This window comes from Rathayibacter sp. AY2B9, assembly GCF_002931595.1.
GTDB lineage: Bacteria > Actinomycetota > Actinomycetes > Actinomycetales > Microbacteriaceae > Rathayibacter.
In genome coordinates, this window is the sequence record NZ_PSUB01000001.1 from 553,832 (window position 1) to 580,146 (window position 26,315).

Below are 26,315 nucleotides of genomic sequence, written 5' to 3' on the forward strand. Positions count from 1 at the left end.
TCCTGCCCCCGGCGGAGCCTCAGCGGGGGAGGAGGCCGCTCGCCACGTCGGACGGCTCGACGATCTCGCGCCACGGCTCCGGCCGGAGTCCTGCCGAGCCGAGCACGTCGGCCCCGGCGAGGAGGTCCACGTCGAGACCTGTCAGCTCGCCGATCGCGGCGACCGGCAGCTGGAACGTCCTGAATCCGCCGAGCGGCACCAGGCCCTCGCGCACGCGCTCCACGAGCTCGCTCTGGTCGAGCAGGTACGCGCTCGTCGCGAGCGTCGATCCGTCCGGGCTCCACGCCGCGATCTTCCAGAAGCGGCGGGGGATGCCCGTACCGCGGTAGACCGGGTCGTCGTCCTCGAGCACGGGCCCGGTGAAAACGCTCAGGCGCGTGCGCCAGGTCTGCGCGTACTCGAGCACCAGCGTCTCGAGCCCGAGCCACAGCTCCTGCGACTGGTTGAAGCCGCTCGCCTGGGGCGCGGCGTTCGTGTAGCAGAAGCTGTCGCGGTTGGCCGCGGCGGCCTCGTCGCGGTCGCCCCAGACGGGGTCGCGGCGGCGGACGAGGTGCCCGCGGTCGAGGTCGTTGCGGGCGTACACCTCCGGCCCGGTCTGCTCGGAGGCGGGGATGCGGTCGTCGAGGTGCCAGTCGTCGCCGCGGCCGAGCTCGACCAGGCGCGCTCCGTCGATGTTCACGGCCGTCGAGACGGCCAGGCGCCGCTCCGGATCCAGCAGCACCTCGAAGTGCGTGTACGGCAGGAGCCGCACCGGGCGCTCGACCCTCAGGCGCGGAGCACCCGCGGGGACGCCGAGGAAGTCCGCGTCGAAGCTCACTCCTCGACCTCCGCCGTCGGAGTCGCCGTGGCTGTCGCTGTCGGGGTCGCCGTGGGCGTCGCCGGGGGAGCCTCGGTCGCGGGGACTCCCGTGCCGGTCGGAGCCGGAGCCGGTGCCTGGGTGGCGGGAGCCGGGACCTGCGAGCCGTTGCTGATCAGCAGGGCGATGTCGGAGTAGCGCGCGACGGTCGTGCCCGCGGCCGGGTCGGTGCCCGCCACCACGCCGGCCGGGAGCGACGAGTCGATGGTCGCCCCCTCCTCGACGTCGAAGCCGAGGTCCTCCAGCGCCTCCGTGGCGTCGTCGACCGAGCGGCCGGAGACGGTCGGCACGGCGATCTGGCGGCCGTTCAGCAGGGCGCTGCTGGGCTCCTCGAAGTCGTCTCCGCCGTACTTCTGGTCGGCGCGGGTCATCACCGAGTTCCAGATGTAGTGGCGGATGTTGGAGGCGTACGGGCGGCTCTCGAGCTCCGAGTTCGGGAAGCGGACCTCGCGCATCGAGGTGTGGCCGTCGATGTTGCCCACCCAGACCACGGTCGCGACGCGCGAGCTCGCGCCGTCCATCCAGGTCGACTCCGCGTTGTCGGTGGTGCCCGTCTTGCCGATGTGCTCGATGCCGTCGTCCGGGTCGGACTGGGCGGCCGTGCCGCCGGTGACGACGCGCTGCAGGGCGTAGTTCGCGACCGCCGTCAGCTCGGGGCTGAGGGCCTGGTTGCAGGTGGAGGTCGGCGGCTGGACGGCGGCGCCGGTCGCGTCGGTGATCGAGTCGATGGCGATCGCGGAGCAGGCGGTGCCGTTGTTGGCGAAGCCGGCGAAGGCGGTGACCATCGAGAGGGGGGAGATGAGCGTGTCCGAGCCGAGGACGGCGGACGGCTTGTAGTCGACCTCGCCGCCGTCGGCCGCCTTCACGCCGAAGCCGACCGCGCGGTCGCGGATCGCGCAGAGGTCGAGCTGCTGCGCCATCGAGACGTAGACGGTGTTGATCGACTGCATCGTGCCGGTCAGCACGCTGTAGCTGCCGTTCTCGCTGTCGTCGTTGTTGACCTCGTAGGAGGTGTCGAGCTCGCCGCCCGGCGCGCAACTGGCGGGGAAGCCCGAGAAGGTGCGCTCGCGGCCGTTGATCGTCTCGTTCAGGGTGCGTCCGCTCGCGAGCCACTGCGCGAGCGTGAACACCTTGTAGGTCGATCCGACCTGGAACCCGGCGGAGCCGCCGTAGGCCGTGTCGGTGTTGAAGTTGACGGCGGAGAAGTTCGCGCCGTTGACGGCGCCGGCCGCGTCGTAGTCCTTGTTCTGCACCATCGCCAGGATCCGGCCGGTGCCGACCTCCATCGAGACGGTCGCGCTGCCGATGTTGGTGTCGAGGGTGGGGACCTTGGGGACGGCGTTGTTCGTCGCGTTCGCCGCGGTGTCCTGCAGGTCGCGGTCGAGCGTCGTGTAGATCTTGTAGCCGCCGCGCTGGAAGTTCGCGAGGCGGGTGTCCGCGTCGTCGCCGAACGCCGGGTCGTTCTGGACGACGCGGGTGATGTAGTCGCAGAAGAAGGCCGCGTTGCCGGCGGTCTGGCAGCCGGTGGGCGTCTGCGTGATCGCGGGGACGACCTCCTCGGCGACGGCGGCGTCGTGGTCGGCCTCCGAGATCTTCCCCTCCTGCAGCATCTGGTCGAGGACGTAGTCGCGGCGGACCTTGTTGTCCGGGATGTTCTCGGGCTGGTCGATCCTGAGGCCGTTGGGGTTGTTGACCGTGGCGATCAGGCTGGCGGCCTGCGCGAGGCTCAGGTCGGCCGCGCTGGTCGAGAAGTAGTACTCGGCCGCCGCCTGGATGCCGTAGACCTGGCCGCCGAAGCCCGCGATGTTGAGGTAGCCGAGGAGGATGTCGTCCTTGCTGTACTTCTTCTCGAGGTCGACGGCGAGCTTCATCTCCTTGAGCTTGCGGCTCGGAGTGGTCGCGGTCGCCTCCTCGTAGGCGGCCTCCGAGGCGGCCTCGTCGGTCGCGCTCAGCGACTCCGCCTTCTGCACGAGGACGTTCTTGACGTACTGCTGGGTGATGGAGGATCCGCCCTGGAGGTCACCGCCGACGATGTTGCTGAGCACCGCGCGGATCGTGCCCTGCAGGTCGACGCCGCCGTGGTCGTAGAAGCGCGGGTCCTCGGTCGAGACCGCCGCGTCCTTCACGGACTGGCTGACCTGGTCGAAGGCCACCTCCTCGCGGTTCTGCGCGTAGAAGGAGGCGAGCAGCTCGTCCGAGCCGTCGGTGCGCTTGGCGTAGATCTCGGTCTTCTGGGCCAGCTGGCCGAGCTCGAGGTACTCCGGCACCGTCTCGAACAGCCCGATCGGGTTGTTCTCGGCGAGACCGGTGACGGCGAGGGCGGGAGTGACCCCGACCGTGATCAGCAGGCCCCCGGCGAGGCTGGCTCCGACGATCCCGAGGACCCGGGCGAGCACGCCGCCGCGGGCGGTTCCTTGCGCAGACATGGCTACGAGAGTAGGCGACGAGTCTGGATCCGTCGTGCGGCCGCGCTCGGGGGCCCGGATGCCCGCCCTCCCGGCCCCGGGAGCGGCGGCCGCCGGTACGGTGAGCGGGTGACCAGAGCCCGAGCATGACCGCCTCCGCCTACCCCGCCGAGACGCGCCGCCGCGCGGTGCTCGTGGTGGCCGTCCTCGCCTCCTTCGTCGCCTTCCTCGACGGCACCGTCGTCAACGTCGCCCTGCCCGCCATCACCCGCGAGCTCGGCGGCGGGCTCGCGGTGCAGCAGTGGGTGGTCGACGGGTACCTGATCACGCTCGGCGCGCTGATCCTCGTGGCCGGGTCGCTCGCCGACCGCATCGGCCGGGCCCGCAGCATGACCATCGGCCTGATCGGCTTCGGCGTCACCTCGCTGCTGTGCGCGCTGGCCCCCACCGCCGAGGTCCTCATCGTGGCGCGGATGCTCCAGGGCGCCGCCGGCGCGATCCTCGTGCCCAGCTCGCTCGCCCTCATCATCGCGACCGTCCACGGCGCGGCGCAGGCCCGGACCATCGGCGCGTGGACGGCCTGGACCGGCACGGCGACGATCGCCGGCCCCGTGCTCGGCGGCCTGCTGGTGGACGCGGGCTCGTGGCGGTACGTCTTCGCGCTCAACCTGCTGCCGATCGCGGTGACGCTGGTCCTGCTGCGCAGGCTCGGCGCGGTCGACTCGGGGACCCGGGTGCCGATCGACGGCGTCGGCGCGGTGCTCGGGGTGATCGGCCTGGGAGGGCCGGTGTTCGCGCTGATCGAGCAGGAGCGGCTCGGGATCCAGCATCCGCTCGTGCTGACCGCCCTGATCGGGGGAGTCGCCGCCCTCGTCGCGTTCGTCGTGTGGGAGCGGCGAGCGGCGCATCCGATGCTGCCGCTGTCGCTCTTCGCGTCGCGGAACTTCACCGTCGGCAACGTCTCGACGGCGTTCGTCTACGGAGCGCTCTCCTTCGGCTTCTTCGCGCTGGGCCTGTTCCTGCAGCAGACCCTGGGCTTCTCGGCGACCCTGGCCGGGCTCGCGACGCTCCCGCCGACGATCCTGCTGCTCCTGCTCTCGCAGGTCTCCGGGTCGCTGTCGGCGCGGTTCGGCCCGCGGCTCTTCATGGGCGTCGGACCGCTGATCGCCGCGGCCGGGTTCCTCCTGCTCTCCTTCGTCGACGAGGGCGCCGACTACGCCACGCAGCTGCTGCCGGGCATCCTCCTGTTCGGCTTCGGCCTCGCGGTGACGGTCGCCCCGCTGACCTCGACGATCCTCGGCGCGGTGGAGGACGGGCACAGCGGAGTCGGCTCCGCTGTGAACAACGCCGTCTCGCGCATCGCGGGGCTGGTCGCCATCGCCGCGACCTCGCTCGTGGTCGGCGACTCGCTCGACGTCGAGGGCTTCTCCCGTGCCGCCGTCGCGACCTCCGCCCTCCTGGTCGCCGGCGGCGTCGTCTCCCTCCTCGGCATCCGCAACCCGGCTCCCGCCGACCGCTGACGACTGCTCGGGGAGCGTCTCCGACCCCCGTCCGGGGTGCGGCGCTCCGTGTTCACGCGGTGTCCGCCGATCCTTCGACGGAACGTGGATGAAATAGTTGTCGCTACATGGAATACTGATCGACGTCGATGCGCTTGCATACATCGGACGGGGACGCTCTCCCCGCGACGACCGTCACACTCGAGGAGAAACCATGACCGACACCGTCACCATCCCCGGCTACAAGGCCGGCACCTGGGTCATCGACCCCACCCACAGCGAGGTCGCGTTCAGCGTCCGCCACCTGATGATCAGCAAGGTCAAGGGCAAGTTCGAGCGCTTCACCGCCACGTTCACTACCGGCGAGAACCCGCTCGACTCCAAGGTCGAGGCCACCGCCGAGGTCGCCTCCGTCAACACCAACGAGCCCAACCGCGACGGCCACCTCCGCACCGGCGACTTCTTCGAGGCCGAGAAGTACCCGGAGATCCACTTCGTCTCGACCGCCGTCCGCCCGAACGGCGACGACTTCCTCGTCGACGGCGAGCTCACCATCAAGGGCACCACCAAGCCCGTCACCTTCGAGGTGGAGTTCGGCGGCTTCGGCACCGACCCCTACGGCAACTACAAGGCCGGCCTCACCGCCAAGGCCACCATCGACCGCACCGACTTCGGTCTGACCTACAACGCGGCCCTCGAGACCGGTGGCGTGCTCATCGGCGAGAAGGTCACCATCACCCTCGACCTGCAGGCCGCCCACCAGGCGTAGTCCGAGCCGATCGACCGGAGCCGTCCCTCCCCCCGGGGAGCGGACGGCTCCGTCGTTCCCGGAGCCGGTCCGGGATCAGAGGATGCCGAGCTCCGTCAGCTGCTCGGAGATGCCCGCGCCGTCGGGCGCGAAGACCCAGGTCGTGCCGCTGGTCAGGGAGCGGTCCTCGGCCTTGGAGCGGCCTCCCGCGAGCACCGCCTCGCCGGTGGAGAGCTGGCGGATCGCGATCGCCGCGACCTTGTCGGGGTGCTCGTCCGCGAAGTCGGAGTAGATCTCCTCGTCGTGCTGCCCGTCGTCGCCGACCAGCAGCCAGCGCACGTCCGGGAACTCGGCCGCGAGTCGGCGGAGGTTCATCTCCTTGTGCTGCTTGCCGCTGCGGAACCAGCGGTCGTGCGTCGGGCCCCAGTCGGTCAGGAGGAGCGCTCCGGCCGGGTACAGGTGCCGCGAGAGGAAGCGGGTGAGCGCCGGGGCGACGTTCCACGCGCCGGTGGAGAGGTAGATGACCGGGGAGCCCTCGTACTGCCGGGCGAAGCGGTCGAGGAAGACCGCCATGCCGGGCGTGGGCATCCGGGCGTGCTCGTCGAGCACGAAGGTGTTCCAGGCGGCGACGAAGGGGCGGGGGAGCGCGGTGACCATCACCGTGTCGTCCACGTCCGACACGACGCCGAGCCGCGACTCCGGACGCACGATGAAGACGGGCGCCTCGACGGGCTTCGAGCCCGCGGTCGAGAAGGTGATGGTGTGCCAGCCGGGCTCGAGCGTGATCGGGAGGTCCGCGTCGACGACTCCGCCGCGGTCGGCCGTCACCCGGTGGGTCTGCCCGTCGGCCTCGACGGTCACGACGGCCCCGCTCACGAAGACGCTGGTGAAGCTCCGCCAGCCGCGCACGCCCTCGACGGGGCGGACCTCCTCGACCCCGGGAGGGGTCGGCCGCGTGTAGAGGACGCGGGCCAGGACGCGCAGCTGCGTCGTCGAGCCGTAGCCGGTGTAGGGGATGACCCTCGGGACGTAGCCCTTGCGCTTCACGCGCCTCATCCGGAAGGAGTGGAGTCGGTCCTCGAGGCGGGCGGCGCGGTGCATGACCTCCGCCTTGCCTGCGCTCAGGGGCTTGCTCTCGGGCGTCAGCGGCATCCGCCCAGTCTGTCAGACCGGATGCCGGACCGCGGATCGCGCTCTCACGCGATCGTCAGGCTCCGGTGGGCTCGATCAGCTCGGGGCCGTTCGCCGAGACGGAGCCCACGGCCGCGCTGACGCCGTGCACCTCGAGCTCCTCGGCCAGCTCGGCCGCGCCCTCGGCGGCCGCGCGCAGCAGCTCGCCGTCCCCGGGGGACGCCGGGTCCAGCCAGTCCTCGATCAGCTCCGGCTGCAGCAGCACGGGCATCCGCTCGTGCACCTCGGCGAGCGGCCCGGCGGAGGGGCGGGTGAGGACCGTCGCCGAGAGCAGCCACGGAGAGCCCGGCTGGGCCGAGCGCCACCACTCGTAGAGACCGGCGAACAGGAGGAGCGAGCCCTCGCCCGGCGAGACGTAGACAGGTGCCTTCGCCCCGTCCGCGCCGACCCGCCACTCGTACCAGCCCGAGGCGGGCACGATCGCGCGCCGGGAGGCGTAGGACTCGCGGAACGACGGCTTCTCGGCGACGGACTCGATCCGCGCGTTGAACAGCGGCGGCCCCGCGGACGGGTCGGCGGCGGAGCGGGGCACCAGGCCCCAGCGGGCTCCGGCGAGCCGACGCCGCGGCGGGCTGCCCTCCTCGACCCCCTTCATCGACTCCGCGACGACGGCGATCCGCTGGGTCGGCGCGATGTTCCAGGACGGCTCCGGAAGGTCGGCGCCCGCCTCGTCGATGTCGAAGAGCGCCACCAGGTCGGCGGTGGTCTGCGAGAGGACGAAGCGTCCGCACATGGTTTCTCCCGGGTGGATCGGACCCGCGGAGCCGTCGCCCTTCCGGGGGCGCGAAACACGAGGGACTTTCGATGAGACGACCCCGACCGGCGGTCGCCGTGCGTACGATTGTAGGAACCACGACCGAAGGAGCCCGCCGTGCCTCTTGGAAACCTCGTCGATCGACCGTTCGGTGAATCGTCCCAGGTCCGCAACGAGCCGGTGCAGGTGCGCAGCGCCGCCCGTCTCGCCTCGCTGCTCGACGCGGCGGCCGCCGTCGTCGACGAGGTCGGCTTCGACCGCCTGACCACGGCGATGGTCGCCGAGCGCGCGGGAGCCGCGATCGGCACGGTCTACCGCTACTTCCCGGACCGCATCGCCGTACTCCAAGCGCTGCGCGAGCGGGCCCTCGAGCGCTTCCGCCGCCGCGTCATCACCGAGATCCGCGACACCCACCCGGGCAACTGGTGGGGCGCGGTCGACTGCGCGATCGACGCCTTCTGCGAGATGCACCGCAACGAGCCGGGCTTCCGCTCCATCCGCTTCGTCGACACGATCCACGCCCCCGAGGTCGCGGGCGAGGCGTTCGAGGCCGGCTTCTTCGCCCGCCGCTTCGCCGAGATCCTCGCGTCCGAGTACGGCCTCCCGGGCGGCGCGCAGCTGTCCTTCCGCCTCGAGGTGACCATCGAGGTCGCGGACGCGCTGCTCACAAGGGCGTTCCTCATCGACCCCAACGGCGACCAGCGCTTCATCGACGAGAGCCGCTCGCTGCTGCGCCACTACATGACCTCGCACTACGGAGCCGTCGAGGAGTCCTGACCGGCTAGGACTGTCAAGGCCCTAGTCGCTCCCGGAACATCCCGCAACACTTCGCGGTCCGGGTTGGCAGGCGGCTGCTATTGGTGTTTTCCTTGCCGCCTGGCCCCGTTCGGGGCCGCGGGCCGTGCAACGGCCGGACGCGCGGAGCGAGAGCGGGCACAGTCGTGGACCAGGGACAGATCGGCGCGCACACCGCCGGACGGCGGGCGGCCTCGTGATCGAGTTCCGCAACGTCAGCAAGCAGTACCCGGACGGCACGCGGGCGGTCGACGACTTCTCGCTCGTGCTGCCCTCCCGGCAGACGACCGTCTTCGTCGGCTCCTCGGGCTGCGGGAAGACCACGATCCTCCGCATGATCAACCGGATGATCGAGCCGACCTCCGGCACCATCGAGATCGACGGCGAGGACATCTCGTCCCTGCCCGCCGTCGCGCTCCGCCGCCGCATCGGCTACGTGATGCAGAACTCCGGCCTCCTGCCGCACCGCAAGGTCATCGACAACATCGCGACCGTGCCGAGGCTGAACGGGGTCGCCAAGAAGCAGGCGCACGCCCGCGCGCTCGAGCTGATGGACACGGTCGGACTGGACCGTGCGCTCGCCGCCCGGTACCCCAGCCAGCTCTCCGGCGGCCAGCAGCAGCGCGTCGGTGTGGCGCGCGGCCTGGCGGTCGACCCGAACATCCTGCTGATGGACGAGCCGTTCGGCGCGGTCGACCCTCTCGTGCGCGCCGACCTGCAGCGCGAGACCCTGCGGCTCCAGGACGAGCTCGACAAGACCGTGGTCTTCGTCACCCACGACATCGACGAGGCGTTCCTCCTCGGCGACCAGGTCGTCATCCTCGAGAAGGGCGGCCGGATCGCGCAGAAGGGCTCGCCCGCCGAGATCCTGGCGAACCCCGCGAGCGAGTTCGTCGCCGGCTTCGTCGGTGCCGACCGCGGCAAGCGCTCGCTCCGGATCGAGGAGCGCGACGGCGCCCGCATCGTGGTCGACGGCGACGGGCGCCCGACCGGAGTGCTGCGCGCGCAGGACGGCCCCGCCGCGTGAACTGGGTCGTCAACAACACGGACGCGATCGTCGCGAACCTGCTGGCGCACCTGGCCCTGTCGGTCCCGCCGATCCTGCTCAGCTTCCTCGTCTCGCTGCCGTTCGGCTGGTTCGCGAACCGCTACCGCTGGAGCCGCGGCACCCTGCTGACAGGGCTCGGCGTGCTCTACGCCATCCCCTCGCTGGCCATGTTCATCCTGCTGCCGGTCCTGCTGGGCATCCCGCTCCGCTCGACCGCCAACGTGATCACGGGCCTCACCCTCTACGGCGTCGCGCTGATGGTCCGCACCACCTCGGACGCACTGGGCGCGGTGTCGGACGACGTCCGCCAGTCGGCGACCGCGATGGGCTACTCCGGCTGGGCGCGCTTCTGGCGGGTCGAGTTCCCGCTGGCCGGTCCGGTCCTGCTCTCGGGCCTGCGCGTGGTCACGGTCAGCACGGTCAGCCTGGTGACGGTCGGCGCGGTGCTCGGGATCCAGAGCCTCGGCCTGCTCTTCACCGACGGCTTCCAGCGCGGCATCACCGGTGAGATCGTCACGGGCATCGTCCTCACGATCGTCCTCGCGCTGGTGCTCGACGGACTGCTGGTGCTGATCGGCCGTCTCCTCATGCCCTGGACGGCTCTGGACCGCACGCGCCGCTCGCGCAGACCGGTCGCGGTCGAGAGGGCGGTGACGTCGTGAACCTCATCGCCGAGGCCTTCGCCTGGATCGCCGACCCCGCGCACTGGACCGGGGTCTACGCGATCCCGACCCGTGTCGCCCAGCACGTCGGCATCAGCCTGCTGGTGCTCGTGATCGCGGCCGCGATCGCGATCCCGATCGGCTACCTGATCGGGCACACCGGGCGCGGCAAGGGCATCGCCGTGCCGGTCGCAGGCGGCCTGCGCGCCCTGCCGACGCTGGGCGTGCTCGTCCTCGCGGCGATGAGCCTGGGGCTCGGCCTCGGCGCTCCGGTGATCGCCCTCGTCGTGCTCGCGATCCCGTCGGTGCTCGCCGGCGCGTACTCCGGGCTCGAGGCGGTCGACCGCCGCACGATCGACGCGGCGCGCTCGATGGGCATGACCGAGTGGCAGATCCTGACGAAGGTCGAGATCCCGCTGGGGCTGCCGCTGCTGATCGGCGGGCTCCGCTCGGCGGCGCTGCAGATCATCGCGACCGCCACGCTCGCCGACTACATCGGCGCCGGTGGCCTCGGGCAGTACATCTTCCGCGGAGTGAAGTCGGGGGACTACCCGCAGATGCTCGCCGGCTCGATCCTGGTGATCGTGCTGACGCTCCTCAGCGAGGTCCTCTTCGCCCTCCTCCAGCGGCTCGCCGTGCCGCGCGGAGTCGTGCTCGGCCTGGCCGGCACCGCCGGCCGCACAGGTTCCCGCGCTTCGTCGCCCCGACGACGCGCGGTGATGGGAATCCCCATCGAAGAAGGGAAATAGCAATGTTCACAGCACATTTCACGAAGGGCCGTGTCGCGCTCAGCGCACTCGCGGTCGGTGCCGTCGTGGCACTGGCAGGGTGTTCCTCGAGCGATCCGCTCGATGAGGGATCGGGTGCGACTGCGGGCAGCGAGACCATCGTGGTCGGCTCGCAGGACTACTACTCGAACGAGATCCTCGCCGAGATCTACGCGCAGGCGCTGGAGAACGACGGCTTCACCGTCGACCGCCAGCTGCGCATCGGCCAGCGCGAGATCTACCTGCCCGAGATCGAGAGCGGATCCATCGACGTCTTCCCGGAGTACGACGGCAGCCTCCTGCAGGCGCTCGAGCCCGACGCGACGGCCACCACCGCCGACGACGTGTACTCCGCGCTCGGCGACGCGCTGCCCGACGGCCTCCGCGCCCTCGACGCCGCTGAGGCCAGCGACCAGAACTCGTACACCGTCACCCAGGCCTTCGCCGACAAGTGGGACCTGACCGACATCGCGTCGCTCAAGAACGTCACCGACCCGATCGTGGTCGGCGGCAACTCCGAGCTGCAGACGCGCCCCTACGGGCCCGACACCCTGCAGTCGAAGTACGGCATCACGACCACCTTCCAGGCGATCGAGGACAGCGGCGGATCGACCACCGTCGACGCGCTCACCAGCGACCAGATCCAGCTGGCGAACGTCTACACGGCCGACCCGAACATCCAGAAGAACGACCTCGTCGCTCTCGAGGACCCGGACGGACTGTTCGTGGCCGACAACGTCGTGCCGATCGTCTCGAGCAAGATCACGGACGACGCGGCCGAGGTGCTGAACGCGGTCAGCGCGAAGCTCACGGCGGACGACCTCGTCGCCCTCAACTCCGAGAGCGTCAACGAGCAGAAGTCCGCGTCCGCGATCGCGGGCGAGTGGCTGAAGTCGGCGGGTCTCGTCGACTGATCCTCCCCGGATCCACGCCCGGAGGCGCGTCACTCGTCGAGGTGACGCGCCTCCGCTCTGTTCAGTAGCTTCTTCCCGAGGAGCACGAGCAGGGCGAAGACGACGATGACGCCCACGAAGACGTAGCCGGCGCCGTGCAGGCTCTCCGAGAGCTCCCGGTAGCTGCCCGCCGCGGCCGCGCCGACGCCGACGTAGGCGGACGACCAGAGCACGCACGCCGGGATCGTCCAGGCCATGAAGGTCCGATAGCGCATCCCGCTCATCCCCACCGTCAGCGGGATCAGCGAGTGCAGCACCGGCAGGAAGCGCGAGAGGAACACGGCGAACCCGCCGCGCCGCGCGAGGTAGCGCTCGGCCTTCAGCCAGTTCTTCTCGCCGAGCCGGCGTCCCAGGCGCGACGCGCGGATCCGCGGCCCGAACCAGCGGCCGAGGTAGAAGCCGACGGACTCGCCGCAGAGGGCGCCGATGACGACCGTGACGGCCAGCGCCGCGAACTGCAGCGGGCTGGTCACGCCGGTCGCGCTGACGATCACGATCGTGTCGCCGGGGACGACGAGGCCCGCCAGGATCGTGGTCTCGAAGAAGATCGCGAGTCCGGCGAGGAGCGTCCGCCAGACCGGGGGGACGCTGACGACGAAGTCCAGGATCCCGGTGAGGGTGTCGTTCACCGGGCGCCCCCGCCCGCCGGGGACTCGATCGGGGGCTGGGGCCGACGGCGGCTCCGGATGCTCGGCATGGCTCGATCGTAGGGGCGCACGGCTGGGCGGCGGCAGGGCTGCGCCCGGGAGGCCGGTGGACGCAGGGCGGTCAGGGGACGGCGACGAGCGCGGAGGCCGCCGGGCCGGTGCCGTTCGCCGTGACCGCCTGCACCGAGAGGGTGTAGCTGCGGCCCGGGACCAGCTTCGTGAAGGTCTGCGAGCGCTTGGTCGCGGCGACCACGGCGCTCCAGGCTCCGGCTCCGCTCGTGTCGGAACCGTCGCGCGACACCCGGTAGCCGGTGACCGCCGAGCCGCCGGTCCCCGCGGGGGGCGACCACGCGAGCGTCGCCGTGCCGTCCGAGCCCGCCGTGGCGGTGACGGCGGTCGGAGCGCCGGGGAGCCCGGCGGAGACGAGGGTCGCGGTCAGCGTGGTGCTGCTCCCGGGAGTGACGACGCTGTGCGAGGCGGCGCCGCCGTCCGACCAGGACGAGAACCGGTAGGCCGTGCCCGACGCGTCGGTCTGGTCCGGGACCTCCAGCTGGAGGGCCGAGCCCGCCCACGAGACGACGGTCGTGCCTCCGGCGACCTCGGTGCCGTTGACGACGACCGTCCGGCCGGCGGGAGCGGTGGCCAGGGTGACGGAGACCTTCTGCGGGGAGAACGTCCGCGTCGCCGTCGTCGACACTCCGCTCGAGTCAGTCGCGGTGACGCTGATCAGGAGGTCGCTGTCCGCGGCGGCGGCGAGGTCCTCCGGGCCGGGGGCGACGAAGGAGAGGTCGTTCCCCGTCAGCGGCCCGAGGAAGGGATGCGTGTGCTGAGCGTGGCGGCGCTGGACCGTCCAGGTGAGCGCCGAGGCGGGCAGGACGCCGTCCTCGACGTCGGTCGCCGTGGCGCGGAGGCCGTAGCTCCGGCCCGTGACGAACATCCCTCCGTCGGCGGGTGCGGTGATGCTCACCGTCGGGGCACTGTCGCCCGAGGTGATCCTCGTCGTCGCGGGGGCGGAGACGGCTCCCTTCGGATCGCGGACGCGGAGGGACGCGGTCCAGCTGCCGGCGGCGTAACTGTGGGTGAAGGTCGGGCCGGTCGTGATGCGGTCGGGGGTGCCGTCGCCGAACGACCACAGGTAGGTCAGGGCACCGCCCTCCGGGTCGCTGCTGCCCGAGCCGTTCAGCCGCGCGGCGAGAGGAGCCGCGCCGGAGGAGGGGGCGGCGGTGAGGGTCGCGGTCGGGGCGCGGTTCGCCGCGGCGGTGTAGGCGAGGCGCCGGACCTCGCCGCCGTTCGCGTAGCTGGTGTAGAAGAGGTCCTGGGTCCCGCGCGAGGGACCGAAGGCCATGGCGACGGCGCTGCTGCCGCCGAGGCCGGTCACGAGGTCGCCGGCCGCGCCGGTGCGGCCGAGGGTCCGGATCTTCCCGCACACGTAGTCGCCGAAGAGGTACGCGCCGTCGTAGGCGGCCGGCCAGACGCCGCGGGGGACGTAGGCGCCGCCCGTGATCGAGGCGCAGCCGCTGCTGTGCGCGTAGTCGTGGACCGGGTCGGTGAGCCCGGCGGGCGCCGCGGCTCCGCAGTTCGAGGCCGAGCCGGTCTTCGCGCAGTGGCCCTCACGGGTGTTCCAGCCGTAGTCGGCGCCGGCGACGCCCTGGTCGATCTCCTCCCAGGCGTCCTGGCCCACGTCGTTGATGCGGAAGACGGTGCCGGTCGCGTTCGGGTCGAAGGCCATCCGGAACGGATTGCGCAGGCCGCTCGCGAAGGTCTCGCGGCAGCGCAGGCCCTCGGCGGCCGGGGCGAGCCGGCAGGAGGCGGTCCCGGTGCCCAGGTAGGGGTTGCCGGCCGGGACGCCCCCGGTGAGGGTGATCCGGAGGATCTTGCCGTTCAGGATGTTCGGGTCGCGGGCGGCGTCGTTCCGGCCACCGCAGCCGCTGCCGCCCGGCGAGCCGACTCCGCCGCGGTAGTCGCAGCCGCCGTCGCCGACGCTGACGTAGAGCAGGCCGTCCTTCCCGATGGCGAGGTCGCCGCCGTTGTGGTTGCTCGCGGGGGAGTAGATGCCGTCGAGGAGGACGCGCTCGGAGGCCGGGTCGATGCGGTCGTCGGTGCCGAGCTGGAACGAGGAGACGCGGTTGCGCGGGGCTCCCGCGGGGTTCACCGTGCCCCCGGCGTTGGTCGGGCAGGAGGAGTCGGAGCCCTTCGCGGTGTAGTAGACGACGACGGTGCGCGAGCCCGGTGCCGGGTCGACCGCGAGGCCGAGCACACCGCGCTCGCCGTTGGCGCAGACCTTCGAGCGCAGGTCGAGGGCCGGAGTGGCGACCAGGCCGCCGGCGCGGATCACCCGGATCGCTCCGGTCTGCGAGGAGACGAGGGTGCGCCCGTCGGTCGTGAAGGCGAGGGCGGTCGGCGCGGGGACGGCCGCCACCCGCGAGTCGGTGAAGCCGGTGGGCACGACGGGAGCGGCGGACGCCGGACCCGCGGGCCCGGCGACGAGCGCGGCGGCCGTGATCGCCAGGACGGTGAGCAGGGCGAGACCGCGGGGGCGGATCCTCGAGCGGGGCATCGGTGACTCCGAGACGGTCGGCGCTGCTGAGCGAGCGGCGGTCTGCGGCGGTGCAGAGGGCGCTGTCGGCGATGACGCGGGGCCAGGATAGGCGCGCGCGGCGGAGGGGCCGTGTCCCCCTTCAGGGTCAACACTGGGGGCTCCGGGCGCGGTGTCCCCGGGCCGCTCACGTCGAGCGGGGCTGCAGTGCGTCGGCCCGCCGGTTCACTCCAGAGCGGGCAGGACCACCGCGCGGACCGCCTCCGAGAACCGGGCGTAGCCGGCCTCGTCGAAGTGCAGGCCGTCGTCGACGAAGAGGGAGGGGTCGACAGAGCCGTCGGAGGTGACGAGCGCGTCGGCGGTGGGGACGAAGGTGACGCGGTCGTCCGTCTCGGCGTAGGCGCTGACCGCGGTGTTGGCGGCGCGGACCTCGGCGCCGACGGAGGCGCGGGCGGGCGTCTCCGCGATCTCGACGTAGAACAGCTCGGCGTCGGGGGCGACCTCCTCCACGCGCTGGAGGTACTCGACGACGGCGCCGGCGGTCTGGGCGCCGGTGCGCGAGCCCTCCTCGCCGCTGATGTCGTTCGCTCCCACGTACACGATCACGGCGCGGGGATCGAAGGGGGCGACCATGCGGTCCAGCCACGCGAGGTGATCGGCGACGGTCGTGCCGCCGATCCCGATGTTGTAGGTCTCGAGCGGACGCAGGTCCTCCTTGGAGGTCGTCCAGCGGCCGATCGTGGAGCTGCCCGTGAGGACGATGCTGTGCTGCGGGAACCCGGCGGCGAAGCGCTTCTCGAGACCGGCGACGCGCTCGGCCATGTCGACGGAGGAGGTCGGGCCGGGGTCGGGGGAGCTCGCGGCCGGAGCGCCCGCGCCTCCGCTCCGCGAGGCGAGCGAGAGGGCGATGCCCGCGCCGGCGAGGACCAGCGCGAGCACCAGCAGCGCGACCAGGAGGCGGAGGCGGATGCGGCGGGGGCCGGGGGCGGAGCCGGAGGGCGTCGCTCGAGTCATGGCTCGATCCTCGGGCATCGGCGGGGGCGCGTCGTCCACGAGGAGGCCGTCCGAGGACCCGCGCACCCGGTGGCCGTCTCTCCGTCACCGGATCGCCGTGATCGGATCCGCGCAGAACATCACAGAGGATGCACAGCCGTGCGACACTTGCACATCGCCATCGTCATCGTCGCCGCCGGCCGACTTCCGATGGACGATCACGACGAGGACTCATGGCACGCGCACGCATCACCTGGGTGGACACGGCGAAGGGCATCGCGATCATCCTGGTCGCCCTGGCCCACTCCGTGCAGTGGACCACGACGGCCGGGATCGCCCCCGACTCGTGGAACGAGATCAACCTCCTCCTCATCACCTTCCGGATGCCGCTGTTCTTCCTCGCCTCGGGGCTGTTCGCCGGCTCCGTGCTCACCCGGTCGTGGCCGGAGCTCTGGCGTTCGCGGCTGAGCCTGCTGGTCTGGGCCTTCTTGCTCTGGTCCGTGGTGCGGTTCCTCTTCTTCCTGGTGGTGCCCAACCCGGGCGGCACCGACGAGTCCGACCCGCTCGCGCTGCTCCTCCAGCCGGTGATGCCGCACAACGGGCTCTGGTTCCTCTACGCGCTCACGATCTTCTTCGTGGCCGCCAAGCTCGCGCAGGGCCGGATCGACTGGCGGGTGCAGATCGGCATCGCGACCGCGATCGCCGTGGTCTGGTACGCCGTCCGCTCCAGCACCTCCGAGGGCACCGGGAACATCGCCTGGGACGGCATGGCCCGCTACCTGATGTTCTTCCTGCTCGGCCTCTACCTGCGGAACGCGGTGATCGCGTTCGTGGAGCGCCGCGGGATCCTCAGCGGAGTCGGCTTCGGCGTGCTGTTCCTCGTGCTCGCCGGCGTGATCCTCGCCGTCCGCGCCCGCTTCCCGCTGCTGACGATCGGGCTGGTCCTGGTGAGCGTGCTGGCGGTCCTCGCCGGGCTCGTGGTCGCCCGCTTCCTCTCGAACCGGCGCGGCGCGGGCTGGATCACCTTCATCGGCCGCAACACGCTCCCGGTGTACGTGGTGCACGTCCTCTTCGTCTCGCTCGCCACGAGCGCCCTGCTGCTCTTCGACGGAGAGCGCTGGCTCGACGTCATCGGGCCGGTCGTGCCGCTCCTGGTCTGCGGGATCGGCGTCGCGGCGGGACTGGGCTACTGGCGCCTCACCCGCGACCTGCCCGTGCTGAAGTACGGCTTCCAGGCGCCCGCCTGGTTCTCCGGCTCCCGCTCGCGCGTCGACGCCGGCTGACCGCGGGGCGCCCGCCGACGGCACATCGGCATCGGCTCCGGGAGTCTCTTCACCGGGCGAGTCCATCGATGGCATTGCGCAGTGAACGGATTCCCAGAGCCGATCTCGCGGATGTGCGCCTGGGAATCCGCTGAAGGCCCGTGAGAGGAAGTCTCAGCGCTCCGTCGCCCGCCTGATCGCTCGGCGTCGAGAGGTCGCCGGCGGCGGGTCCGACGGAGGCGAGCCCCGCTCGGCAGTCGCCCCGCGGGGGACTCCCTCGACGTCGAGAGGGACTGTCTCGACGTCGAGCGACTGGTCGGCGGAAGCGCTCGGAGGGGCGTCCGGGGCCACCCCGGAAAGGGTGCCGACAGGAGCTCGCGGAAGGCCGCACATCCGCCCCAGTACTGGGATCGGAGGCCGTCGGACCCCTTCCGCCGACCTACTCTCGGAGCTGTGAACGAACTCCTGGATCCGCTCCTGCTGTCGAGATGGCAGTTCGGTCTGACGACGATCTACCACTTCCTGTTCGTGCCGCTCACGATCGGCATGGCGCTCACCGTCGCGATCTTCCAGACCTGCTGGGTGCGCACCGGGAAGGTGCACTACCTGCAGCTGACGAAGTTCTTCGGGAAGCTCTTCCTGATCAACTTCGCGATGGGCGTCGTGACCGGGATCGTCCAGGAGTTCCAGTTCGGGATGAACTGGAGCGACTACTCCCGCTTCGTCGGCGACGTCTTCGGGGCCCCGCTGGCGTTCGAGGGCCTGCTCGCCTTCTTCCTCGAGGCGACCTTCATCGGCCTCTGGATCTTCGGCTGGGACAAGCTGCCCGAGAAGCTGCACCTGGCCACCATCTGGCTGACCACGCTCGGCACCACGCTCTCGGCCTACTTCATCATCGCCGCGAACGCGTTCATGCAGAACCCGGTCGGCTTCCGCATCAACGAGACCAAGGGCCGCGCGGAGCTCACCGACATCTGGGCGCTCCTCACCAACAAGGTCGCTCTCGCCGCGTTCCCGCACACGATCTTCGCCTGCTTCATGGTCTCGGCCGCCGTCATCATCAGCGTCGCGGCCTACCACCTCTCGCGGAACCAGCACCTCGAGACCATGCGCCCCGCGCTGAGGTTCGGCGCCTGGATGATGCTCGTCAGCGGCGGCCTGACCCTGTTCACCGGCGACTCGCTGGGCCTCGCGATGGTCGACACGCAGCCGATGAAGATGGCGGCCGCGGAGGCGCTCTACAGGACCTCCACAGGCGTCGACGCCTCCTTCTCCGTCTTCACCTGGGGCACGCCGGACGGCTCGAGCGAGCTGTTCTCGATCCGCATCCCCTACCTGCTCTCCTTCCTCTCGACGCACACCTTCACCGGCACGGTCGAGGGCATCAACGACCTCCAGGCGCAGTACACCCAGGTCTACGGACCCGGCGACTACACGCCGATCATCTGGGTCACCTACTGGTCGTTCCGCTGGATGATGGCCCTCGGCGTCCTGGCCATCGGCGTGGCCGCGGCCGGCCTCTGGTTCACCCGGAAGGGCCGCGAGCCGAAGCAGTGGATGTGGAAGGTCGCGATCTGGGCCGCCCCGCTGCCGTTGATGGCGATGATCGTGGGCTGGGTCTTCACCGAGATGGGCCGCCAGCCGTGGCTCGTGTTCGGACTGCTGAAGACCGCCGACGGAGTCTCGCCCGGAGTGAGCGGCCTCGAGGTCCTGATCTCGCTGCTCGCCTTCACCGCGATCTACGGCACGCTCGCCGTGGTCGAGTTCCGCCTGATCAAGCGGGCCGCGCAGGCCGGCCCCGACGACGCTCCCGAGGTCGACGAGGAGAGCGGTCGCCCGCAGCTCGTCGGCACCGTCTACTAGGAGGCACCCCTCATGGATCTCGCCGTTCTCTGGTTCTGGATCGTCGCCTTCTTCTTCATCGGCTACTTCGTCCTCGACGGGTTCGACTTCGGCGTCGGCATGTCGCTCCCGTTCCTCGGGCGCGACGACACCGACCGCCGCGTGCTGATCAACACGATCGGCCCGGTGTGGGACCTCAACGAGACGTGGGTGATCGTTGCCGGCGCAGCCCTGTTCGCCGCGTTCCCGGAGTGGTACGCCACGCTCTTCAGCGGGTTCTACCTGCCGCTTCTGCTCATCCTGCTCGCGCTGATCGCCCGCGGCGTCTCGTTCGAGTACCGGCACCAGCGTCCGGAGGCGCAGTGGAAGCGGCGCTTCGACACGATGATCGTCGTCGGCTCCGCGGTGCCCGCCTTCCTCTGGGGCGTGGCCTTCGCGAACATCGTGCAGGGCGTCCCGATGGACGCCGACCACAACTTCACCGGCACCGTCCTGGACCTGCTGAACCCCTACGCCCTGCTGGGCGGAGCGACGACCCTCCTGCTCTTCTTCACGCACGGAGTCGTCTTCGTCGCCCTGAAGACGGAGGGGGGGATCCGCGAGCGTGCGCGCCGCCTGGCGACCCGCGCGGGGCTGCTCACCGTGGTCGTCGCCGCGGTCTTCCTGGCCTGGACCAACCTCGGCCAGGGGAGCACCGCCTCCTGGGCGCTCTCGGCGGGCGCGGCCGCGACCCTCGTCGGCGGCTGGCTCGCCATCACGCGGGGCCGGGAGGGACGCGCCTTCGCGCTGCTGGCCGGCACCATCGCGCTCGCCGTGCTCGCCCTCTTCGCGACGCTGTTCCCCGCGGTGATGCCGGCCTCGAACGTCCCCGCCTACGGGCTGACGATCGAGAACGCCTCCAGCACGCCCTATACGCTGACGGTCATGAGTTGGACCGCCCTGGTGTTCGTGCCGCTCATCGTCGGCTACCAGGCCTGGACCTACTGGATCTTCCGCAAGCGCATCAGCCGCGCGCACATCCCGGTCGACGCCCACTGACGTGAAGCCCCTCGATCCGCGCCTGCTCCGCTACGCCCGGGCGGCCCGCGTGTTCCTCCTGCTCGGCGGGGTGCTCGCGCTGGCGAGGACCCTGGCGATCGTCGCCTTCGCGTGGCTCGTGGCGCAGCTGGTGGCCGGTGCGGTCGACGGGAGGACCGCCGACGATCTCGCGCCGCTGCTGGCCGCCCTGCTCGCGGTCGTCGCGGCGCGGGCGGCTCTCGCCTGGGCGACCGAGGTGAACGCGGTGCGCGGAGGAGCAGGAGCGAAGGCGCAGCTGCGGCAGGCGGTCCTCGCCGCACTGGTCGAGCTCGGCCCGGCGGGCCGCTCCGAAGGGGGCTCGGGCGGGGTCGTCGCGCTGCTGGGCGGCGGACTGGACTCCCTCGACGGCTACTTCGCCCGCTACCTCCCGCAGCTGATCGCCACCGCGGTGGCGACGCCGCTCCTGACACTCGTGGTCTTCCTCGCCGATCCGCTCAGCGCGGTGTTCCTGGTGGTGACCCTGCCGCTCATCCCGGTGTTCATGGTGCTGATCGGCTGGGCGACCCAGGCCGTGCAGGCGCGGCAGTGGGAGCGGCTGCAGGCGCTCGCGTCCGGCTTCGTCGACACCGTCGGCGGCCTCGCGACGCTCAAGATCTTCGGGCGGGCCGAGCGGCAGGCGACGCGGATCCGCGCGCTGACCGAGGACTACCGCGTGCACACGATGAAGGTGCTGCGGGTGACCTTCGTCAGCGGCTTCGTGCTGGAGCTCGCCGGCTCGCTCTCGGTCGCGCTGGTCGCCGTCTCGATCGGGCTGCGGCTCGTCGACGGCTCGCTGGGGCTGGCCGTCGGGCTGTTCGTCCTGGTGCTGGCGCCGGACGTGTTCCTGCCGGTGCGGCAGGTCGGTGCCGAGTTCCATGCGGCGGCCGACGGGGTGCAGGCGGCGGACCGCGCCTTCGCCGTCCTCGAGCGCGCGGCGGCTCTGCCCGCTCGCGGGAAGGCCCCGGCGGCGACGGGGGCGCTCGAGCTGCGGGGTCTCGCGGTCGACGACGGACGCGGGCGGACGCTCGCTCCTGTCGACGCGGTGCTCCCCGTCGGGTCGATCACCGTGGTGACCGGGCCCAGCGGGTCCGGGAAGTCGACGCTGCTCGCCGCGCTCGCGGGCTTCGTGCCCTTCTCGGGCACGCTGCTGCTCGGCGGGTCGCCGGTCGCGGATCTGCTGTCGACGCTCGCCTGGGCGGGCCAGCGGCCCGACCTGCTCCCGGGGAGCGTCGCCTCCGCCGTCGGGCTCGGAGCACTCTCGCCGGACCCCGAGCGCGTGCGGCGGGCCCTGGCGATCGCCGCCGTCGACGTGGACCCCGAGCGCCGGCTCGACGCCGAGGGGACGGGCCTCTCGGGCGGGCAGAGCGCCCGCGTCGCCGTCGCCCGCGCCGTGCACCGCCTGCTCGAGCGCGGGTGCGCGGTGCTGGCCCTGGACGAGCCGACCGCCGCCCTCGACGAGGAGTCCGAGCGGGCGCTGCTCGCCGGACTCCGGACGCTGGCGGAGAGCGGGACGATCGTCGTCGTCGCCAGCCACCGGCCCGCGACCATCGCGGCGGCCGACGCCGTGATCGCCCTGGCGCCGGCGGGGGCGGTCGCGAGGTGAACCGCTCCGACGTCCTCCGCGCCGCGATGCCCGGGCCGCGCCGCTTCCTGCCGGGTCTGTCCTTCGGGCTGCTCTCCTCCTCGGCCGTCGTGGCGCTGCTGGCCTGCTCGGCCTGGCTGATCGTCCGCGCGGCCGAGCAGCCGCCGATCCTGTTCCTCTCCATGGCCGTTGTGGGCGTGCGGGCCTTCGCGCTGGCGCGGGCCTTCTTCCGCTACCTCGAGCGGCTGACCGGCCACGACGCCGCCTTCCGCGCGCTCGCGGAGCTCCGGGCGGGCGTCTACGAGCGCCTGGTGCCGGTCGCGCCGGACGGGCTGGGCCGCGTGCGCCGCGGCGACCTGGTCTCCCGGGTGGTGGCGGACGTCGACGCCCAGCAGGACGTGCCGCTGCGCGTCGTGCAGCCGCTGGTCGTCGCGGCGCTGGTCGCTGCGGTCTCCGTGGTCGGCGTCTGGCTGCTGCTGCCGGCGATGGGCGCCGTGCTGCTGGCGCTGCTCGTCCTCGCCTTCGCCGGCGGGGCTCTGGGCGCCGGCCGGCTCTCCGCGCAGGCGGACCGCGAGCTGGCGCCGCTGCGCGGGGAGCTCGCCGAGCGCCTCAACCTGCTGGTCACCCGCCTCGACGTGCTCATCGCCTTCGATGCGGCGGGTGACGCTCTGGCGGACGTGGCACGCGCGGAGGAGTCGCTCGCCCGGGCGGCGCGTCGACGGGCGGCCTCCGCCGGACTGGCCGCGGCCGTCCTCGCCCTGTGCTCGGGTGGTGCGGTCTGGGCGGGCCTCGCGCTGGGGATCCCGGTGATCGGCGACCTCGGCGGTCCGGCGCTGGGTGTCGTCGCGCTCGTGCCGCTCGCGGTGTTCGAGATCGCCGCCGCCGCGCCGCTCGCTGTGCAGGCGGCGCGCACCGCGCTCTCGAGCGCTCAGCGCCTGGCTGATCTGGACGCCGAGGCGGCGTCGCCGGCGCTCGCGACCGACGCGGACGTGGACCCGGACGCCCCGGCTCCCCGGGGCGCCGGCATCGTCCTGCGCGACCTGTCGGTGAGCTGGCCCGGCGCGCACACGCCCGCGCTGCGGGGCGTCTCGCTCGACCTGCCGGAGGGTGCGCGCGTCCTCGTCACCGGCGGCAGCGGGTCCGGGAAGACCACGCTCGCGCACGCTCTGGTGCGCTTCCTCGACCACTCCGGCAGCTACCTCCTGGGCGGGGTCGAGGCGCGGACGCTGCCGCAGGCGGAGGTGCGGAAGCGGGTCGGACTCGTGGAGCAGCAGCCGTACCTCTTCGACGACACGATCCGGCAGAACCTCCTCTTCGCGCGGCCCGAGGCCGATGGCGCCGTGCTCGAGGCGGTGCTCGAGCGGGTCGGGCTCGGGCCCTGGGTCGCTGCACGCGGCGGGCTCGACGCGCGGGTGGGGGAGCGGGGCTCGCTCGTCTCGGGCGGCCAGGCTCAGCGGATCGCCCTCGCGCGCGCACTCCTGGCCGATTTCCGCGTCCTGGTGCTGGACGAGCCGACGGCGTCGGTGGACGCTCCCGTGGCCGACGCCCTGCTCGGGGATCTGCTCCGCGCCGCCGAGGGGCGGACGGTGGTCCTGATCGCGCACCGGGTCGATCCGGGCCTAAAGTTCGACACGCGGATCCGGGTGGCGGACGGCACGGCGGCTCAGGAGTACCGGGCCACCTGAGCAGGCGTCCGGCTCCGCGGGGCGGTCGGTCCGAGCGGCCGTTCAGCCGTGCTCCGTCGGGACCGAGGCCCGCGCCAGGGAGGCCGCGCGCGCCAGGCGCCCGCCCTCCGCCTCCCAGCGGTCGAGGACCGCGTCCGCCCGGGTCCGCGCCGCACCAAGCAGCCCGGCCAGGAGCGGAGCGACGACGTCGCGGGCCAGCGGGTCGCTCAGCTCGTCCACGCGGGAGTCGCGGACGAAGCCTTCGAGCCGGGTGAGGTCGGAGCCGCGCAGCCACTCGGCTCGGGACTGCAGCAGCACGACGGCCGCCAGCCGCGGCTCGAACACCGCCGGCTCCCACAGCTCGGAGGAGAGGGCGGTCACGTCGTCGTGCTCGAGCGAGCGGAACTTCCTCAGCGCGTCGCGGACGGTGCCGCGGACCGCCCCGACCGAGGCGCCTGTCGAGTCGAGCCCTGCTCCCAGGCGCTCGCGCACGTCCTGCGCGCGCCAGACGTCGCCCTCGTACTCCAGGGCCGAGCGGATGAAGTCGCCGGGGTCGCTCACCCCTCCATCATGCGTCGCGCGTCAGCCCCGGCTGGCCCAGACGGCCCGTCCGATGCCGTCGTACTCGACGAGGCGGCCGTCGTCCTGCAGCACGAGGCGGTAGGGCGCGACGACGCCGCTCTGGCCGATGCCGAAGGAGATCCTCGGGAACCGCAGCCAGAGGATCCGGGAGTCGGCCACGTCGAGCCGGCCCTCGGAGCTCATCGAGAAGGCGGCACCGGAGGCGGAGGAGGTGTTCGTCGCCCAGTCCGCGCCGTTCGGCCCGTAGACGACGAAGTTGCCGTCGCGCTGCATCTCGGCCCGCCACTGCCCGCTCGCCGAGGTCAGCCGCGTGCCCGCGACGACGAGGCCGCTCGGGGAGAGCGAGTCGCGCACGACGAGCGCGGCACTGCTCCAGAGGACGCCGGAGTCGTCCGCGATCCGGAGATCGCCCTCGCGGAGGACCATCGTGGCGCCCGGCTCGCCGGACGTGTCCGAGGCCCACAGGGGCGCGCCGTCCGCGGTGTAGACCACGGCGTTCCCGTCGTCCTGCATCCGGAGGACGTTGCCCCGGCCGCGGGTGCCGCTCGCCCAGAGAGCCCCGCCCTGTCCGTAGACGACGAGGTTGCCGTCCGCCTGCATCACCGCCGTGGTGCCTCCCTGGGTGGCGAGCCGGTTCCCCGCGTAGAGGGTGCTGCCGCGGCGGAGGGTGTCGGTGCGCGGCTCGTCGATCCGGCCGCCGATGCTGCTGGCCCAGGCGGCCGAGCCGCTGCGGCGGTAGATCACGAGATTGCCGTCGTCCTGCATCCGCAGCTCGCCGCCCGGGTCGGCCACCGTGCCGCTCGCCCAGACCGGGCGCCCGTCCGCGGCGTACACGACGAGGTTGCCGTCGTCCTGCATCCGCAGGCTGTCGCCGCGCCCCTGCGTGCCCGAGGCCCAGGTGGGACGGCCGCCGGCGGCGTAGACCACGGCGTTGCCGTCGGTCTGCATCACGAGGGAGGAGGCGCCGTCGGGGGACACCAGGCGCTCGCCGCGCGCGAGCTGCTCGCCGGCACGGAGGACGGCGGCGGAGGCGACGGCGGAGGACGCCGAGGGCGGGGCCTCGACCGCGGCAGCGGGCAGCGAGCCCAGCAGGAGCGCGCCCGTGGCGGCGAGCGCCGCGAGGGAGGCGGTCAGGGAGCGGCCGGAGGGGAGGTGCGTCATCGCAGGGTTCCTGTCGGGGAGGGCGGCGGGGTCGGGGGAATCGTCCCACGGCGGGGGAGACGACGACGCCCCCCGGTCCGGGGACCAGGGGGCGTCGTGGCGGAGGGGCGTCAGCCGCGGCTGGCCCAGACCGCGCGGCGGCTGTCGTACTCGACGAGGTTGCCGTCGTCCTGCATGACGAGCTTGTAGGGGCCGACCGACGCGGCGGGCGGGACGACCGACCATCCGCTCGTCGTCTCGGTGCCCACGGCGATCTGCCCGCTGGTGTCGATGGCGAAGAAGGCGCCTGCGCGGGTGGTCTTCGACGCCCAGATCGGGCCGTTCTTGCCGTAGACGACGAAGTTGCCGTCCGCCTGCATCACCGCTCGGTAGACGCCGTTCGCGGAGCGGAGGAAGCTGCCCGCCTCGAGCGAGTTCGCCGCGTAGAGCGTCGTCGAGGGGAAGGCGGCCTGGCTGGTCCAGATCACGTCGTCGGACGGGTTCACGATGATCAGCGAGCCGGCGTTGTTGATGCCCAGGCGGAGGTCCTTGCCGCGCGTACCCGAGAACCACTTGACGGAGCCGTCGGAGCCGTAGATGACGGCGTTGCCGTCCTTCTGCATGGTGATGCGGTTGCCGGAGCCGCCGGTGCCGGTGCCCCAGACGGCGCCCTGGGGGCCGTAGCCGACGAAGTTGCCGTCGTTCTGCATGACGGCGCTGAAGCGGCCGTCGGCGGAGGTGAGCTGGTGGACGGGGCGGAGGGTCTGCTCCGTGAACAGCGTGTCGGTCACCGGCTCGGCGATGACGCGGCGGACGCTGCTCGCCCAGGCGGGCGAGCCGTTCTCGCGGTAGACGACGAGGTTGCCGTCGGGCTGCATGATCACCGAGGCTCCCGCCTCGTTGATCGTGTTCGTGCTCCACACGGGGCCGCCCTTGGCGGAGTAGACGACCATGTTGCCGTCGGTCTGCATGACCAGGTGGTCGCCGCGGCCCTGGGTGTTCGTGGCGAAGGTGGGGCGGCCCTGCGGGTCGTAGACCACGGCGTTGCCGTCGGTCTGCATCCGGAACGAGTAGCCGTTCGTGCCCGAGACGATCCGCTGTCCGGCGGCCAGCTCCTCGCCGCCGACGAGGGCGTTGTAGTAGCTGACGGCCGCGCGGGCGGTCTGCTGGGCGGCCTCGGGCGACTCGCTCGCGGGAGCGAGGCCGGTCGGCGCCTCCTCGGAGGAGGAGAGGGGCTTCTGCGGGTTCTCCGCGGCGAGGGCCGGGGTCGCGCCGAAGAGCAGGGCACCGGTCGCGACGAGCGCGATCAGCCCGGAGGCGAGGGGGCGGGGGG

The 26,315-nt window shown here is 72.3% G+C and carries 22 protein-coding genes; 12 read left to right on the forward strand and 10 right to left on the reverse strand.

The window, feature by feature from the left end:
• Positions 1-19 precede the first annotated feature (19 nt).
• Together C5C25_RS02625 and C5C25_RS02630 are read right to left on the reverse strand one after the other, a co-directional pair.
• Positions 20-817 carry a DNA/RNA non-specific endonuclease gene (locus C5C25_RS02625; RefSeq protein ID WP_258069315.1) on the reverse strand — a complete coding sequence of 266 codons (798 nt, stop codon included), beginning with the start codon at positions 815-817 and terminating at the stop codon, positions 20-22.
• Positions 814-3,282 carry a transglycosylase domain-containing protein gene (locus C5C25_RS02630; protein WP_104249628.1) on the reverse strand — a complete coding sequence of 823 codons (2,469 nt, stop codon included), beginning with the start codon at positions 3,280-3,282 and terminating at the stop codon, positions 814-816. Before C5C25_RS02630 ends, C5C25_RS02625 begins: the two co-directional genes overlap by 4 nt.
• 125 nt (positions 3,283-3,407) lie before the next feature.
• Here C5C25_RS02630 and C5C25_RS02635 point away from each other — a divergent pair, with 125 nt between their 5' ends.
• Both C5C25_RS02635 and C5C25_RS02640 read left to right on the forward strand, forming a co-directional pair.
• Positions 3,408-4,781, forward strand: a complete 1,374-nt coding sequence (locus tag C5C25_RS02635; protein WP_104249629.1) for a DHA2 family efflux MFS transporter permease subunit — start codon at positions 3,408-3,410, stop codon at positions 4,779-4,781.
• A 193-nt stretch (positions 4,782-4,974) separates the two neighbouring features.
• Complete coding sequence (locus C5C25_RS02640; RefSeq protein ID WP_104223105.1) at positions 4,975-5,529, forward strand: YceI family protein; 555 nt, start codon at positions 4,975-4,977, stop codon at positions 5,527-5,529.
• 75 nt (positions 5,530-5,604) lie between these two features.
• Here C5C25_RS02640 and C5C25_RS02645 read toward each other — a convergent pair whose 3' ends face one another.
• Together C5C25_RS02645 and C5C25_RS02650 are read right to left on the reverse strand one after the other, a co-directional pair.
• Complete coding sequence (locus C5C25_RS02645) at positions 5,605-6,660, reverse strand: App1 family protein (RefSeq protein WP_244230626.1); 1,056 nt, start codon at positions 6,658-6,660, stop codon at positions 5,605-5,607.
• Between the two features lie 55 nt (positions 6,661-6,715).
• Positions 6,716-7,432, reverse strand: coding sequence for an SOS response-associated peptidase (locus C5C25_RS02650; protein WP_104249630.1), 717 nt, complete (start codon positions 7,430-7,432; stop codon positions 6,716-6,718).
• Positions 7,433-7,570: 138 nt separating this feature from the next.
• On the opposite strand from C5C25_RS02650, the gene C5C25_RS02655 reads away from it, so the two are divergent.
• From C5C25_RS02655 to C5C25_RS02675, 5 genes are all read left to right on the forward strand, one after another.
• Positions 7,571-8,230 (forward strand): TetR/AcrR family transcriptional regulator, encoded by a 660-nt coding sequence (locus tag C5C25_RS02655; protein ID WP_104223107.1) that lies wholly within the window; start codon positions 7,571-7,573, stop codon positions 8,228-8,230.
• A 214-nt stretch (positions 8,231-8,444) separates the two neighbouring features.
• Positions 8,445-9,275, forward strand: a complete 831-nt coding sequence (locus C5C25_RS02660) for an ABC transporter ATP-binding protein (RefSeq protein WP_104225631.1) — start codon at positions 8,445-8,447, stop codon at positions 9,273-9,275.
• On the forward strand, positions 9,272-9,958 hold the full coding sequence (locus tag C5C25_RS02665) for an ABC transporter permease (RefSeq protein WP_104223109.1): 687 nt from the start codon (positions 9,272-9,274) through the stop codon (positions 9,956-9,958). The genes C5C25_RS02660 and C5C25_RS02665 overlap by 4 nt, the downstream gene beginning before the upstream one ends.
• On the forward strand, positions 9,955-10,707 hold the full coding sequence (locus tag C5C25_RS02670; protein WP_104249631.1) for an ABC transporter permease: 753 nt from the start codon (positions 9,955-9,957) through the stop codon (positions 10,705-10,707). Before C5C25_RS02665 ends, C5C25_RS02670 begins: the two co-directional genes overlap by 4 nt.
• Before the next feature lie 2 nt (positions 10,708-10,709).
• The gene (locus C5C25_RS02675) at positions 10,710-11,639 is read left to right on the forward strand and encodes an ABC transporter substrate-binding protein (RefSeq protein ID WP_104223111.1); all 930 of its coding nucleotides are present in this window, start codon (positions 10,710-10,712) and stop codon (positions 11,637-11,639) included.
• Positions 11,640-11,668: 29 nt separating this feature from the next.
• Here the strand turns inward: C5C25_RS02675 and C5C25_RS02680 are convergent, their stop codons facing one another.
• From C5C25_RS02680 to C5C25_RS02690, 3 genes are all read right to left on the reverse strand, one after another.
• Entirely contained in the window at positions 11,669-12,307 is a 639-nt protein-coding gene (locus C5C25_RS02680) for a DedA family protein (protein ID WP_104223112.1), read from the reverse strand.
• 139 nt (positions 12,308-12,446) lie between these two features.
• Positions 12,447-14,882 carry a PQQ-dependent sugar dehydrogenase gene (locus C5C25_RS02685; protein WP_104249632.1) on the reverse strand — a complete coding sequence of 812 codons (2,436 nt, stop codon included), beginning with the start codon at positions 14,880-14,882 and terminating at the stop codon, positions 12,447-12,449.
• 204 nt (positions 14,883-15,086) lie between these two features.
• Entirely contained in the window at positions 15,087-15,875 is a 789-nt protein-coding gene (locus C5C25_RS02690) for a GDSL-type esterase/lipase family protein (protein WP_146083679.1), read from the reverse strand.
• A gap of 212 nt (positions 15,876-16,087) precedes the next feature.
• On the opposite strand from C5C25_RS02690, the gene C5C25_RS02695 reads away from it, so the two are divergent.
• The 5 genes from C5C25_RS02695 (at position 16,088) to cydC (ending at position 23,281) form a co-directional block, all read left to right on the forward strand.
• Complete coding sequence (locus C5C25_RS02695; protein WP_181133615.1) at positions 16,088-17,137, forward strand: acyltransferase family protein; 1,050 nt, start codon at positions 16,088-16,090, stop codon at positions 17,135-17,137.
• A gap of 432 nt (positions 17,138-17,569) precedes the next feature.
• Positions 17,570-18,979, forward strand: coding sequence for a cytochrome ubiquinol oxidase subunit I (locus tag C5C25_RS02700; RefSeq protein WP_104233758.1), 1,410 nt, complete (start codon positions 17,570-17,572; stop codon positions 18,977-18,979).
• 12 nt (positions 18,980-18,991) lie between these two features.
• Positions 18,992-19,996 carry a cytochrome d ubiquinol oxidase subunit II gene (gene cydB / locus C5C25_RS02705; protein WP_104223117.1) on the forward strand — a complete coding sequence of 335 codons (1,005 nt, stop codon included), beginning with the start codon at positions 18,992-18,994 and terminating at the stop codon, positions 19,994-19,996.
• A 1-nt stretch (position 19,997) separates the two neighbouring features.
• Positions 19,998-21,617 carry a thiol reductant ABC exporter subunit CydD gene (cydD, locus tag C5C25_RS02710; RefSeq protein ID WP_104249635.1) on the forward strand — a complete coding sequence of 540 codons (1,620 nt, stop codon included), beginning with the start codon at positions 19,998-20,000 and terminating at the stop codon, positions 21,615-21,617.
• Positions 21,614-23,281 (forward strand): thiol reductant ABC exporter subunit CydC, encoded by a 1,668-nt coding sequence (gene cydC / locus C5C25_RS02715; protein ID WP_104249636.1) that lies wholly within the window; start codon positions 21,614-21,616, stop codon positions 23,279-23,281. The genes cydD and cydC overlap by 4 nt, the downstream gene beginning before the upstream one ends.
• Before the next feature lie 42 nt (positions 23,282-23,323).
• On the opposite strand, the gene C5C25_RS02720 is transcribed toward cydC, so the two are convergent.
• From C5C25_RS02720 to C5C25_RS02730, 3 genes are all read right to left on the reverse strand, one after another.
• Positions 23,324-23,821 (reverse strand): DNA alkylation repair protein, encoded by a 498-nt coding sequence (locus tag C5C25_RS02720; protein ID WP_104233754.1) that lies wholly within the window; start codon positions 23,819-23,821, stop codon positions 23,324-23,326.
• 21 nt (positions 23,822-23,842) lie between these two features.
• On the reverse strand, positions 23,843-25,003 hold the full coding sequence (locus C5C25_RS02725) for a hypothetical protein (RefSeq protein WP_181133616.1): 1,161 nt from the start codon (positions 25,001-25,003) through the stop codon (positions 23,843-23,845).
• Between the two features lie 110 nt (positions 25,004-25,113).
• On the reverse strand, positions 25,114-26,315 hold a 1,202-nt coding region (locus C5C25_RS02730; protein ID WP_104249637.1), incomplete at its 5' end, for a hypothetical protein.

Excerpts from the sequence above, each read along its gene's own strand:
- C5C25_RS02685 (WP_104249632.1), bottom strand. The coding sequence starts at position 14,882 with ATGCCCCGCTCGAGGATCCGCCCCCGCGGTCTCGCCCTGCTCACCGTC.
- C5C25_RS02645 (WP_244230626.1), bottom strand. The coding sequence starts at position 6,660 with ATGCCGCTGACGCCCGAGAGCAAGCCCCTGAGCGCAGGCAAGGCGGAG.
- C5C25_RS02630 (WP_104249628.1), bottom strand. The coding sequence starts at position 3,282 with ATGTCTGCGCAAGGAACCGCCCGCGGCGGCGTGCTCGCCCGGGTCCTC.
- C5C25_RS02650 (WP_104249630.1), bottom strand. The coding sequence starts at position 7,432 with ATGTGCGGACGCTTCGTCCTCTCGCAGACCACCGCCGACCTGGTGGCG.
- C5C25_RS02690 (WP_146083679.1), bottom strand. The coding sequence starts at position 15,875 with ATGACTCGAGCGACGCCCTCCGGCTCCGCCCCCGGCCCCCGCCGCATC.
- cydB (WP_104223117.1), top strand. The coding sequence starts at position 18,992 with ATGGATCTCGCCGTTCTCTGGTTCTGGATCGTCGCCTTCTTCTTCATC.
- C5C25_RS02695 (WP_181133615.1), top strand. The coding sequence starts at position 16,088 with ATGGCACGCGCACGCATCACCTGGGTGGACACGGCGAAGGGCATCGCG.
- C5C25_RS02675 (WP_104223111.1), top strand. The coding sequence starts at position 10,710 with ATGTTCACAGCACATTTCACGAAGGGCCGTGTCGCGCTCAGCGCACTC.
- C5C25_RS02725 (WP_181133616.1), bottom strand. The coding sequence starts at position 25,003 with ATGACGCACCTCCCCTCCGGCCGCTCCCTGACCGCCTCCCTCGCGGCG.
- C5C25_RS02640 (WP_104223105.1), top strand. The coding sequence starts at position 4,975 with ATGACCGACACCGTCACCATCCCCGGCTACAAGGCCGGCACCTGGGTC.
- C5C25_RS02635 (WP_104249629.1), top strand. The coding sequence starts at position 3,408 with ATGACCGCCTCCGCCTACCCCGCCGAGACGCGCCGCCGCGCGGTGCTC.